Annotated in this window: 10 protein-coding genes; 8 read left to right on the top strand and 2 right to left on the bottom strand. The window is 72.8% G+C overall.

The features are described from left to right. Positions 1 to 2: 2 nt before the first annotated feature. Entirely contained in the window at positions 3 to 1412 is a 1410-nt protein-coding gene (gene radA / locus SCWH03_RS26225; RefSeq protein ID WP_173267043.1) for a DNA repair protein RadA, read from the bottom strand. Positions 1413 to 1661: 249 nt separating this feature from the next. Here radA and SCWH03_RS26230 point away from each other — a divergent pair, with 249 nt between their 5' ends. Continuing rightward, on the top strand, positions 1662 to 3533 hold the full coding sequence (locus SCWH03_RS26230) for a BACON domain-containing protein (RefSeq protein ID WP_254077038.1): 1872 nt from the start codon (positions 1662 to 1664) through the stop codon (positions 3531 to 3533). 296 nt (positions 3534 to 3829) lie between these two features. Here SCWH03_RS26230 and SCWH03_RS26235 read toward each other — a convergent pair whose 3' ends face one another. Further along, complete coding sequence (locus tag SCWH03_RS26235; protein ID WP_173267045.1) at positions 3830 to 4717, bottom strand: DUF3109 family protein; 888 nt, start codon at positions 4715 to 4717, stop codon at positions 3830 to 3832. Positions 4718 to 4757: 40 nt separating this feature from the next. On the opposite strand from SCWH03_RS26235, the gene SCWH03_RS26240 reads away from it, so the two are divergent. From SCWH03_RS26240 to proC, 7 genes are all read left to right on the top strand, one after another. Next, positions 4758 to 5690 (top strand): Ppx/GppA family phosphatase, encoded by a 933-nt coding sequence (locus tag SCWH03_RS26240; protein ID WP_173267047.1) that lies wholly within the window; start codon positions 4758 to 4760, stop codon positions 5688 to 5690. Positions 5691 to 5713: 23 nt separating this feature from the next. After that, positions 5714 to 6580: a sugar phosphate isomerase/epimerase family protein gene (locus SCWH03_RS26245; RefSeq protein ID WP_254077034.1), complete on the top strand. Its 867-nt coding sequence runs from the start codon at positions 5714 to 5716 to the stop codon at positions 6578 to 6580. Beyond that, positions 6577 to 7191: a TetR/AcrR family transcriptional regulator gene (locus tag SCWH03_RS26250; protein ID WP_173267050.1), complete on the top strand. Its 615-nt coding sequence runs from the start codon at positions 6577 to 6579 to the stop codon at positions 7189 to 7191. The genes SCWH03_RS26245 and SCWH03_RS26250 overlap by 4 nt, the downstream gene beginning before the upstream one ends. Before the next feature lie 141 nt (positions 7192 to 7332). Next, the gene (gene ilvD / locus SCWH03_RS26255; RefSeq protein WP_173267052.1) at positions 7333 to 9183 is read left to right on the top strand and encodes a dihydroxy-acid dehydratase; all 1851 of its coding nucleotides are present in this window, start codon (positions 7333 to 7335) and stop codon (positions 9181 to 9183) included. Positions 9184 to 9794: 611 nt separating this feature from the next. Next, positions 9795 to 10574, top strand: a complete 780-nt coding sequence (locus SCWH03_RS26260) for an ABC transporter ATP-binding protein (protein ID WP_173267054.1) — start codon at positions 9795 to 9797, stop codon at positions 10572 to 10574. Continuing rightward, complete coding sequence (locus SCWH03_RS26265) at positions 10571 to 11368, top strand: ABC transporter permease (protein WP_173267056.1); 798 nt, start codon at positions 10571 to 10573, stop codon at positions 11366 to 11368. The genes SCWH03_RS26260 and SCWH03_RS26265 overlap by 4 nt, the downstream gene beginning before the upstream one ends. 134 nt (positions 11369 to 11502) lie before the next feature. Then, entirely contained in the window at positions 11503 to 12312 is an 810-nt protein-coding gene (gene proC / locus SCWH03_RS26270; protein WP_173267058.1) for a pyrroline-5-carboxylate reductase, read from the top strand. Positions 12313 to 12756 lie beyond the last annotated feature (444 nt).

Consider the following 12756-nt stretch of genomic DNA (forward strand, 5'->3'; position numbering starts at 1 on the left):
GTCTACCGGCGCGGGCCGTCCGCCGGGGGGGCCTCGGCTCTGCGCCCGCGCGGGAGCACGCTCAGCGCGTCCCCCATGTCGGCGACTTCCGTGACCTTCATACCAGGCGGGACCCTGCCGGGATCGGATGGAACCAGCGCATGAGTGAAGCCCAGGCGGTGCGCCTCGGCCAGCCGCCGCTGGACCCCGGTGACGCGTCTCACCTCGCCCGCGAGGCCCACTTCGCCGATCGCCACCAGGTTCTTGGGCAGCGGGGTGTCACTCGCCGCGGAGGCCAGCGCCAGGGCGACCGCGAGATCTGCCGCCGGCTCGGAGAGCTTCACCCCGCCGACCGTCGCGCTGTAGATGTCCCGTTTGCCCAGGGCGCTGATCCGGCCCCGCTGTTCCAGCACGGCCAGCATCATCGACACCCGAGAGGTCTCCAGCCCGGAGGTGGTGCGCCGGGGCGAGGGGATCTGCGAGTCGACGGTCAGCGCCTGAACCTCGGCGACCAGCGGGCGGCGGCCCTCGAGGGTGACCGTGAGGCATGTGCCCGGTACCGGTTCGTCGCGGCGGGTGAGGAACAGTCCGCTGGGGTCGGCGAGTCCGGTGATCCCCTCGTCGTGCAGCTCGAAGCAGCCGACCTCGTCCGTGGCCCCGTAGCGGTTCTTGACGCCCCGTACCAGACGCAGCCGGGCGTGCCGGTCGCCCTCGAAGTGCAGCACCACGTCGACGAGATGCTCGAGCAGCCGCGGGCCCGCGATCGCACCGTCCTTGGTGACGTGCCCCACCAGAAGCGTGGACATGCCCCGCTCCTTCGAGGCGCGGATCAACGCGCCCGCGACCTCCCGGACCTGCGCCATCCCGCCCGGGGCCCCGTCGATCTCGGGGGAGGCCACCGTCTGGACGGAGTCGAGGACCAGCAAGGAGGGCTTGACCGCGTCCAGATGGCCGAGGATTGCGGACAGGTCCGTCTCTGCGGCGAGGTACAGATGGTCGTCGAGCGCGCCGATCCGGTCGGCACGCAGCCGGACCTGACTCGCGGACTCCTCGCCCGTCACATAGAGCGTGCGGTGGTCGTCGCTCGCCGCCTTCGCCGCGACATCGAGCAGCAGTGTGGACTTGCCGACGCCCGGCTCGCCCGCGAGGAGCACCACGGCGCCCGGCACCAGTCCGCCGCCGAGCACCCGGTCCAGCTCGTCGACGCCGGTCGTGCGGGCGGTGGCCTGCCGGCCGTCCACCTGGCCGATGGGCAGGGCGGCGTTGGTGACCCGGCCGACGGCGGTCGTGCGGACCGCGGGCGCGCCGTATTCCTCCACCGTGCCCCAGGCCTGGCACTCGGGGCAGCGGCCGAGCCATTTGGCGGTCGTCCATCCGCATTCGGTGCAGCGGTAGGACGGCCGGTCCTTGGAGGTCTTCGTGCGGGCAGCCATGCGGGAAACCGTAGCGCCGCGCACCGACAACGCGCCCGGGGGCTCCGGACCGGGCCCGGTCCGCAGGGGCGGTACGCCTGCCCGGTGACGGGCGCACATGCGGCGGGCATAGGTCACGTTGGTAAGCACAGTCACCCGCACCCTGGCAAATGCTGCTGTTCTCTTTCGAGGGATCGCTTCACCCGTATGGGTTAAATGCGCTGAAGTCGCGCGAAGGGTGTGCCATCCCCTGCCTACGGTCGCCAGGTGATGAGCAGCATGCTGGAGCCCCCCGCGCACACCATCGGCGCACACCGCACACCCAGCCGTGCGCCCCGGCCCGCGCTCGGGCAGGCCCCGCCCGCGGGGTACGAGCCCCATCTGGACGGGCTGTTCACCTACTGCCTGTCCGTGCTCTGCGACCACGGCGCAGCGACGGCCGCACTCGCCGAGGTCATCACCGTCGCCGAACGGCACCACGGACGCGGTCCCGCCGACGAGGAACTCCGGAAGCCCTGGTTGTACGCCATCGCCCGATGGGCCTGTCTGCGCAGGCTGAGCGAGCAGCGGCGCCGCCGGCGCCGGCGGCCCGGGGCACACGTGGCGTGGAAGGGCGCGCACGCGGCCGGGGCGAGCTCAGAAGGGGCGGGCGCATCGGAGGGGCCGAACGAGTCCCCGGCTCCTCCTTATGCTCGCACGTCTCCATCCTCTCGGTCGTCTCCGTCGTCTCCGTCGTCCCGGTCGTCCCCGCCGTCTCGGCCGTCTCCGTCGTCTCCGTCGTCTCCGTCGTCCTCGGAGACCGAGGAGCGGCATCGGGCGGAGCTTGCCCGGCTGGCCTGGCCGGAGGCCGCAGGCACCACCCCCGAGCAGCGCGAGGCACTGGAACTGGCCGTGCGGCACCGGCTCGACCCCGGTGGCGTCGCCTCCGTGCTGAGGATGGAGCCCGCCGCCGCGCGCGAGCTTCTCTCGTCCGCCGCCTGCGAGGTGGAGCGCACCCGCGCGGCCCTCGCCGTCGTCGAGACCGGCAACTGCCCCTCGGTCGCGCGGCTCACCGAGGACCGCCGGGTACTGCTCTCCGCCGCGCTGCGACGCGAACTCGTCCGGCACGTCGACGACTGTCCGCGCTGCCGCCGCGCGGCCGAGCGGGCGGAGGCCGGCGGCCCGTGGCCGGGATCGACGGTCGCACCGGCCGCCGCGCCCGCCGCGCTCCCCCTGGTGGTCGCGCCCCGCGAAGAGGCGCGCGCGGCGATGCTGCACGTACCGCGCGCCCGCGCCGCCGCGCCCCGCTTCGGGCGCGACGGCTTCCCCCTGGACCCCAAGGACCATGCCGCCCGGCGGAGCCGGTTCCGGGCCCGCGCCGTCACCGGCACCGTGGTCGCGGCCGTGGTCGCGGCTCCCGTGCTCGCACTCTGGGCGTCCTACCGCGATGACTCCCCGACCGGCGAGGGCCACGACGGCTCCACGGTCTCCGCGAGCGAGGCCGACGGCACGCAGCCGGCGGGGGGCGTGCCGGACGACCGCTACGAGAACGCCGGCAATGCGCACCGGGACGGTTCGGCCCCTCGGTTCGCCGCCGGCTCACCGAGCCCGGGGGCCGGGGGAGTCACCGTCGAGGTGATCGGTTCCGGCCCCCCGGCCGGCTCCGTCGGTGGGGGTGGTTTCGGTGCGGCCGGGCTCTCCGTCGCCGCGCGGCCGCACGGCGAATCCGTGATGCTCACGCTCACCGCCTTCGGCGACGCCCCGGTCCCCTGGTCACTGCGGACGGAGGCGGCGTGGCTCTCCGCGGACCGCGCCTTCGGCACCGTGTCGCCGGGGGAGCCGGTCGTCGTCCGTGTGCATGTGGACCGCGCGGCGGAACCGGCCGGTGAGTGGAGTGCCCGTATCGGTGTCGACCCCGCCGGAACGGTCCTGCAGATGCGCGGCGAGGGATCCCCGCGGACGCCGCCGCCGTCTTCCGGGCCGCTGTCCCCGCCGCCGTCGCCCGCTCCGTCCACCGAGCCCGCGCCCGCCACGGAGCCTCCCCCGTCGTCCGGGCCCTTGCCCGCGTCCTCGGAGCCCGCTCCGTCCACCGAGTCACCGCCGTCGCCGGGGCCCCAGCCCCCGACTGAGCACCCGGGCGAGAGCCCGGCAGCGCCCGGGTGACGAAGCGTTTCTCCCGAAACCGGGAGCGCGACGCGCCGTGCCCCGGCGGACCGCCTGGCGATCGCCATGCCCCCGCCGCAGGGGGCGTCACTGCCACGCGGCTGCGGGCGGACGGCCCCCCGCCCCGGTGCCGTTCCGTCCGCTTCGCTCAATCCGGGGTCGCCGCACGCGGCGGCCCCGGTCCCTCCACCGGCGGCGGGCCCCGGACCGGGCCGGGCGGGATCCGGTTCCGCGGCGCCAGGCTCCGGGGCCCCGGCTGGGAGACCGGTGGTTCGGCACGGTCTGCTCGGGGCCGGTCACCGAGCCCCGCTGCTCGGGGCCGACTCCCCGCGACTGCGTGAGGCGGGATCCCGGGGGGCGGGATCCGCGGGGTGCGCCGCCACCAGCGGCAGCTGCGAGGCCAGCCGTGCCTCGCACAACTCCAGGAGCACGTCGTAGGCGGCCTTGCCCATCAGCTCGGTCAGTTCGGGCCGGTAGGTCACATACACCGGGTCGCCCGCTCCGTGCGCCGAGGTCGCCGACGTGCACCACCAGTGCAGATCGTGGCCACCGGGACCCCAGCCCCTTCGGTCGTACTCGCCGATCGACACCTGCAGGACCCGTGTGTCGTCCGGCCGGTCGATCCACTCGTAGGTCCGGCGGATCGGCAGCTGCCAGCACACGTCGGGCTTGGTCTCCAGCGGCTCCCGGCCCTCCTTCAGCGCCAGGATGTGCAGGGAGCAGCCCACGCCGCCCGCGAACCCCGGCCGGTTCTGGAAGATGCAGGAGCCCTTCCAGCGCCGGGTCTGCCGGTCCCCGTCCTCGTTGACCTCGGCCCAGCCGGATGCGCGGCCGACATCGTGGAACTCCCAGACCTCCGGCGTGAGACGCGCCACATGATCGGCGACCCGCTGCTCGTCGTCCTCGTCGGAGAAGTGGGCGCCGAGCGTGCAGCAGCCGTCGGCCGCCCGGCCCGGCTGGATGCCCTGGCAGCCGCTGCCGAAGATGCAGCTCCAGCGGGAGGTCAGCCAGGTCAGGTCGCAGCGGAAGACCTGCTCGCCGTCCGCGGGGTCCGGAAACTCGACCCAGGCCCGCGGAAAGTCCAGGCCCTTCTCGTCCGCTTCGGCGTGCGGCGGGTGGTGGGAGCCGGCCGCGGGCTTCTTCGGCCGGTCTTTGTCCTGCTTCGCCTTTTTCGTCTTTGGCACGACTCCAGCGTATGCGGGTCGCCGCAGTAGCGTTCCGCTCATGAGACTCGGAGTCCTCGACGTCGGTTCGAACACAGTGCACCTCCTGGTGGTGGACGCCCACCCCGGCGCCCGTCCGCTGCCCGCCCACTCCCACAAGGCGGAGCTGCGCCTGGCGGAGCTGCTCGACGACGGCGGAGCCATCCACCCCGACGGCGTCGACCGGCTGATCTGCACGCTCGAGAAGGCCCAGCAGGCCGCCGAGGACAAAGGCTGCGAGGACGTGCTGCCCTTTGCGACATCGGCCGTGCGGGAGGCCGCCAACGCCGACGAGGTCCTGTCGCGGGTGAAGGCGGTGACCGGGATCGACCTCCAGGTCCTGAGCGGCGACGAGGAGGCCCGGCTCACCTTCCTGGCCGCCCGCCGCTGGTTCGGCTGGTCGGCGGGGAAACTGCTGGTCCTCGACATCGGAGGCGGCTCACTGGAGATCGCCTACGGGATCGACGAGGACCCGGACATCGCCGTCAGCCTGCCGCTCGGCGCCGGCCGGCTGACCGCCGGAATGCTGCCCGGTGATCCGCCCGACCCGGAGGACGTGCGCGCGCTGCGCCGCCATGTGCGGGCGCAGATCGCCCGTACGGTCGGCGATTTCACCCGCTTCGGGAGGCCGGACCACGTCGTCGCCACCTCCAAGACGTTCAAGCAGCTCGCCCGGATAGCGGGCGCCGCCCGCCCCGCCGAGGGATTCCCCGCCTCGCGCGAACTGGGCCGGACATCACTGGAGGAATGGGTCCCCAAGCTGGCCGCGATGACGGCGGCCCAGCGGGCCACCCTGCCCGGCGTTTCCGAGGGCCGGGCAGGTCAGCTGCTGGCGGGAGCGCTGGTGGCGGAGGGCGTGATGGACCTCTTCGGCGTCGACGAGCTGGAGGTATGCCCCTGGGCGCTCCGTGAGGGGATGATCCTGCGGCGGCTGGATCACCTCCCCGCCTGCTGATGCGGGCCCGTAATCTGTCCCACGTGGCAGAACCAGTGGTGCGCATCCCGGATGCGAAGGTCGCCCTGTCGACGGCCTCCGTCTATCCGGAGTCGACGGCGACGGCCTTCGAGATCGCCGCGCGCCTCGGCTACGACGGTGTGGAGATCATGGTCTGGACCGACCCCGTCAGCCAGGACATCGAGGCGCTGCGCCGGCTCTCCGACTACCACGCGATACCGGTACTGGCCGTCCACGCGCCGTGTCTGCTCGTCACCCAGCGCGTGTGGTCGACCGATCCCTGGGTGAAGCTCCAGCGCGCCCGGGCCGCCGCCGAGAAGCTGGGCGCCTCGACCGTCGTCGTCCACCCGCCGTTCCGGTGGCAGCGGCAGTACGCCCGGGACTTCGTCTCCGGAATATGGCGGATGGCGCACGAGACGGACGTCCGCTTCGCCGTCGAGAACATGTACCCCTGGCGGTACCGGGACCGGGAGATGCTCGCGTACGCACCCGACTGGGACGTCACCAGGGAGGACTACCGGCACTTCACGATCGACCTGTCGCACACGGCCACCTCCCGCGCGGACACGCTCGCCATGGTCGACCGCATGGGCGACCGGCTCGGCCATGTGCACCTCGCGGACGGGAAGGGCTCGGCGAAGGACGAGCACCTGGTGCCGGGGCGCGGTGACCAGCCGTGCGCCGAGCTGCTGGAGCGCCTGGCCCGCAGCGGCTTCGACGGCCATGTGGTGATCGAGGTCAACACCCGGCGGGCGATGTCGGCCGCGGAGCGCGAGGCCGACCTGGCGGAGGCGCTGGCCTTCACCCGGCTGCATCTGGCCTCCGCTAACGCAGCGTCCAGGAGCGGCTCCCCGGGTCCGGCCGGTCCGGCCGGCCGGGGCGGATCATGACGCACGGGGCGGCGCCCAGGCGGCGCGGCAGGCCCGCCCGCACCGCGGCGGAGACCGGGCCCGCCGCCCGTGAGCGGATCCTTCAGGCGGCCCGCGCGGAGTTCGCCCAGCGCGGGTACGACAAGACCTCCGTCCGGGGCATCGGCAAGGCCGCCGGCGTCGACGCCGCTCTCGTGCACCATTACTTCGGCACCAAGGAGGAGGTCTTCGCGGCCGCCGTCGAGGTCTCCTTCGAGCCGGCGCTCGCGGTGCCCGACATCCTCGGCGGGGGCAGGGAAGGCGTGGGCGAGCGGCTGGTCCGTTCCTTCATCGGGGTGTGGGAGAACCCGGCCACCCGCGCCCCGCTGCTCGCCATCCTCCGCTCCGCCCTGACGCATGAAGCGGCGGCGAAGGTGCTGCGCGGCTTCCTGCTGCGGCGGATGCTCGAGCGGATCGTGGCAGACCTGGACGTACCGGACTCGAAGCTCCGGGCCGAGCTGGCGGCCTCGCACATGATCGGGATCGCCGTACTGCGGTATGTGATCCAGGTGGAGCCGCTGGCCACGGTGGAGCCCGAGGAGATCGTCGCGATGGTCGCGCCGACGCTGCAGAGGTACCTGACAGAGGCCTGAGCGGGCGGGGCCGCCCGCACAGCCCGCCGTGGAGCCGACCGAAAGGCGGACCGCCGTCCCGAAGTCCGGACATGGCGTCCGGATCTTGGAGCACCGGCGTAGGCTCGACTGAGCCAGAACTGTCTGAAGGAGCGAGCGACGATGCCCGAGCTGAGGTCCCGCACAGTCACCCACGGCCGCAACATGGCGGGCGCCCGCGCCCTGATGAGGGCCTCGGGCGTAGCGAGCGCGGACATCGGCAAGCCGGTCATCGCGGTCGCCAACTCGTTCACGGAGTTCGTCCCCGGGCACACCCACCTCGCCCCGGTCGGTCGGATCGTCTCCGACGCCGTCCTGGCGGCGGGCGCCGTGCCGCGGGAGTTCAACACCATCGCCGTCGACGACGGCATCGCCATGGGCCACGGCGGCATGCTCTACTCGCTGCCGTCGCGCGACCTGATCGCGGACTCCGTGGAGTACATGGTCGAGGCCCACTGCGCCGACGCTTTGATCTGCATCTCCAACTGCGACAAGATCACCCCTGGCATGCTGATGGCCGCCATGCGCCTCAACATCCCGGCGGTGTTCGTCTCCGGCGGCCCGATGGAGGCCGGCCAGGCCACCCTGGTCGACGGCACGGTCCGCAAGCTCGACCTGATCAACGCCATCGTGGACTCGGTGAACGAGAACGTCTCGGACGAGGACGTGCTCCGCATCGAGGAGAACGCCTGCCCGACCTGCGGCTCCTGTTCCGGCATGTTCACGGCCAACTCGATGAACTGCCTGACCGAGGCCATCGGCCTGTCCCTTCCGGGCAACGGTTCCGTCCTCGCCACCCACACCGCCCGCCGCGCGCTGTACGAGAACGCGGGCCGCACCGTCGTCGAGGTCACCAAGCGCTACTACGAGCAGGGCGACGAGTCCGTCCTCCCGCGCAACATCGCCACCCGTGCGGCCTTCGAGAACGCCATGGCCCTCGACATCGCCATGGGCGGCTCCACCAACACGATCCTCCATCTGCTCGCCGCCGCCCAGGAGGCCGAGCTCGACTACGACCTGACCGACATCGACGCCGTCTCGCGCCGGGTGCCGTGCCTGGCCAAGGTCGCGCCGAACGTCGCCCCCGGCGGCACGTACTACATGGAGGACGTGCACCGGGCCGGCGGCATCCCCGCCATCCTGGGCGAGCTGTACCGGGGCGGGCTGCTGAACGAGGACGTCCACACCGTCCACTCCGCGTCGCTGGCCGAATGGCTCAAGAGCTGGGACGTGCGCGGCGGCTCCCCCTCCGCCGAGGCCGTCGAGCTGTGGCACGCGGCCCCCGGCTGCGTCCGCTCCGCCACCGCCTTCTCGCAGTCCGAGCGCTGGGAGTCCCTCGACGTCGACGCCGAGGGCGGTTGCATCCGCTCCGTCGAGAACGCCTATTCCAAGGACGGCGGCCTCGCCGTCCTGAAGGGCAACATCGCCGAGGACGGCTGCGTCGTGAAGACGGCGGGCGTCGACGAGTCGATCTGGACGTTCGAGGGTCCTGCCGTCGTCTGCGAGTCGCAGGAGGAGGCCGTCGACAAGATCCTCTCCAAGGTGGTCGGGGAGGGCGATGTCGTCGTCATCCGCTACGAGGGCCCGCGCGGCGGCCCCGGCATGCAGGAGATGCTCTACCCGACCTCGTTCCTCAAGGGCCGTGGCCTGGGCAAGGCCTGCGCGCTCATCACCGACGGCCGCTTCTCCGGCGGCACCTCGGGCCTGTCCATCGGCCACGCCTCCCCCGAGGCAGCGTCCGGCGGCGCGATCGCCCTCGTCCAGGACGGCGACCGCATCCGTATCGACATCCCGAACCGCTCCATCGACCTCCTGGTCGACGACGCCACGCTCGGCGCCCGCCGCGAGGCCCTGGGCGGCGTCTACGCGCCGCGGAACCGGGAACGCAAGGTCTCCGCGGCGCTGCGTGCGTACGCGGCGATGGCGACGAGCGCGGACAAGGGCGCGGTGCGGGACGTGGACAGGCTCGGCTGACACCGGTCAGCCGGCGGAGCCCCGCCGTCCTCGGCGGAGCCCCGCCGTCCTCGGCGGGGCTCCGCCGCGCCCGCGTACCCGCCCGCACATCGCGTCGGCCTCGTGGGGCGCCTGCCCGGCGTACCGGGTGCGCCCGCCGCGCCCGCCGCAAACGTACGACGCCCCTTCGAGCACGGGCAGCGACGAATCCGTCGGCGTCATCGCCGCACCCGGGCCGGGCCCGTGAACGCAGCCGCCGCCGGGGGCTTGAGGGGGTAAGCGGCACAAGCGGTCGAGGGCCCTGCGCCCGCGGGGTCCGAAGGCGTGATGACCGACTCCAGGAGCCCGTTCGCGGCCGTCCCGGGAGCGGCGCCCGTCGTCCCGTGCGGCAGAGCCGCGACGCAGCGGTCCGGCGTATCGGCCGGACCGGCGAGCCGCGGCACGCGCGGTCCGTCGGCGAAACCCCCTCGGGGAGTCCGGCCGCCGTCCGGGAGCAGGCCGTCCGCTCCGGCGCAGGTCCGTCGTGGCCCGCAGCCCACGCTCCCCTGGGTCGTCCCGACGGCGCCGGCAGGTCCTGATGCCCGCCCCGCACCTTGACGGCCGACCTCTCCGGATGAATTATTCATCGAGTGATGAATAACCCGTCCGGGGGTACTCCGGCACCGGCCGTCCATGCCCGCGCCCTCACCGTGGTCCGCGGTCCCCGCCCCGTCCTGCGCAACCTCGACTTCGACGTACCGCCGGGCCGGATCACCGGACTCCTCGGCCCCTCCGGCTGCGGCAAATCCACCCTGATGCGTGCCGTCGTCGGCACCCAGGCCAGGGTCACCGGCACCCTCGACGTCCTCGGCAGGCCCGCCGGCCACGCCGCGCTGCGCTCCCGCATCGGCTATGTCACCCAGGCCCCTTCCGTCTACGAAGACCTGACCGTCCGCCAGAACCTCACCTACTTCGCCGCCATCCTCGACCCGGGCCGCCCCGCCGCCGAACGCCGCCGGCACCAGGTCTCCCAGGCCCTCGCGGACGTGGACCTCACCGCGCACGCCGGCGCCCTCGCGGGCAGGCTCTCCGGCGGGCAGCGCAGCCGTGTCTCCCTCGCCGTCGCCCTCCTCGGCACGCCCGAACTGCTCGTCCTCGACGAGCCCACCGTGGGCCTCGACCCGGTCCTGCGCCGCGACCTGTGGGACCTCTTCCACCGCATCGCCGCCGAACGCGGCACCACGATCCTCGTCTCCTCCCACGTCATGGACGAGGCCGAGCGCTGCCACGGCCTGCTGCTGCTGCGAGACGGCGGACTCCTCGCCGACGGCGCCCCCGAGACGCTGCGCCGCCGCCACGGCACCGCCACCGTCGAGGAGGCCTTCCTCCACCTCGTGGACACCGCCGACGCACTCCGGAAGGAAGCCCGATGAACGCCGGACCGTCCCCCGCGACCGGGGCCGCCGCGGTCCCGGAGCGGCGGCCGGCGCTCTCCCCGTCGCGCACCCTCGCCACCACCGCCCGCGTCCTGCGGCAACTGCGGCACGATCCCCGCTCGATCGCCCTGATGCTCCTGGTGCCGTGCCTGATGCTCCTTCTGCTGCGCTACGTCTTCGACGGCAGCCCGCAGACCTTCGACGCCATCGGCGCCTCGCTGCTCGGCATCTTCCCGCTGATCACGATGTTCCTGATCACCTCCATCGCCACGCTGCGCGAGCGCACCTCAGGGACCCTCGAGCGCCTGCTCTCCATGCCTCTCGGGAAAGCCGATCTGATAGCGGGCTACGCACTGGCGTTCGGCCTGCTGGCCATAGTCCAGTCCGTCCTGGCGACCGGCCTCTCGGTCTGGTTCCTCGGCCTCGACGTGGCCGGCTCGGCCTGGCTGCTGCTGGTCGTCGCGCTGCTGGACGCCCTGCTCGGCACGGCTCTCGGCCTGTTCGTCTCCGCCTTCGCCGCATCCGAGTTCCAGGCGGTCCAGTTCATGCCTGCCGTGATCTTCCCCCAGCTCCTCCTCTGCGGCCTCTTCGCCCCCCGCGACACCATGCAGCCCGTCCTCGAGGGCCTGTCGAACGTACTGCCGATGTCGTACGCCGTCGACGGCATGAACGAGGTCCTCCGCCATGCCGAGGTCACCGCCGACTTCGCCCGCGACGTGTTCGTCGTCTCCGTCTGCGCGCTCCTCGTCCTCTCCCTCGGCGCGGCCACGCTCCGCCGACGCACCGCGTGACCGCCCCTCGGACAGCGCCGACGCCCGAGCGGGCCCGGTGCGAGGATGTCCCTGTCCGTGAGAACCGGAAAACGACCGGTCGCGGACACGGACGATCCCCTGTGCACACGCACCACCCCGGTGAGGTGACCCGCATGACCCAGACAGTCGCAGTCCTCGGCACCGGCAAGATCGGCGAGGCCCTGCTCAGCGGCATGATCCGGGCAGGCTGGCCCGCTTCGGCCCTGCTGGTGACCACCCGCCGGGCCGACCGCGCGGCGGAACTCCGCACTCGTTACGGAGTCGACGCCGTCACCAACGCGGACGCCGCCAAGCGCGCCGACACACTGATCCTGGCCGTGAAACCCCAGGACATGGACCGGCTACTGGACGAGCTAGCCCCCCACACCTCCGCCGACCGCCTCGTGATCAGCGCCGCCGCCGGTATCACCACCGCCACCATCGAGAACCGGCTGCCCCCCGGAACCCCCGTCGTCCGTGTCATGCCCAACACTCCCGTCCTCGTCGACGAGGGCATGTCCGTGATCTCGGGCGGCAGCCACGCCACCGCCGGGCATCTGGCCCACACCGAGGAGATCTTCGGCGGAGTGGGCAAGACCCTCCGGGTCCCCGAGTCCCAGCAAGACGCGGCCACCGCCCTCTCCGGCTCCGGCCCCGCCTACTTCTACTTCCTGGTCGAGGCCATGACCGACGCGGGCATCCTGCTCGGCCTGCCCCGGGCTCAGGCCCACGACCTGATCGTCCAGGCCGCCATCGGGGCCGCGGTGATGCTGCGCGACTCCGGCGAGCACCCGGTGAAGCTCCGCGAGGCCGTCACCTCCCCGGCGGGGACCACCATCAACGCCATCCGGGAACTCGAAAACCACGGCGTGCGCGCCGCACTCATCGCCGCGCTCGAAGCGGCCCGTGACCGCAGCCGCGAACTCGCCTCAGGCAACGGATGACGGCGGGCGGCCGCGCGGGCACGCCGCCGCGCTCCCTCGCCCGTCACTTCCAGGCCACCACCGGCACCACGCCCCTCCGGGGACTGCGCCGCGAGAGCGCGGTTGACACGCACATCGCCGGTCCGTATATTTCTCCGGGTTGTTCGATGTGAGCACCGACCCAGGTCGGCCCCGGACAGCCAACCCGCAAGAACCACACCAAGCGAGCGACGTGCTGTCGTTTCGCTTTCCGTGCGCTTCTGCGAAATGAGGAATTCGCGTTCGAGTGAGCGCGGCCCCGATTAGCGTTGAGGGCAGTGATTCCGCTAAAGTCTCACTCGTCGGAACGGCCTGGCGGCCGGAAAGGCAACCCTCCTCTGACGGGGAATCGGGCCCGAAAGGATCTGATAGAGTCGGAACCGCCGGAAAGGGAATTCGCGGAAGCGGATGAACGCTCTGGCAGCC

It is taken from the genome of Streptomyces pacificus (assembly GCF_011766325.1).
Lineage (GTDB): Bacteria > Actinomycetota > Actinomycetes > Streptomycetales > Streptomycetaceae > Streptomyces > Streptomyces pacificus.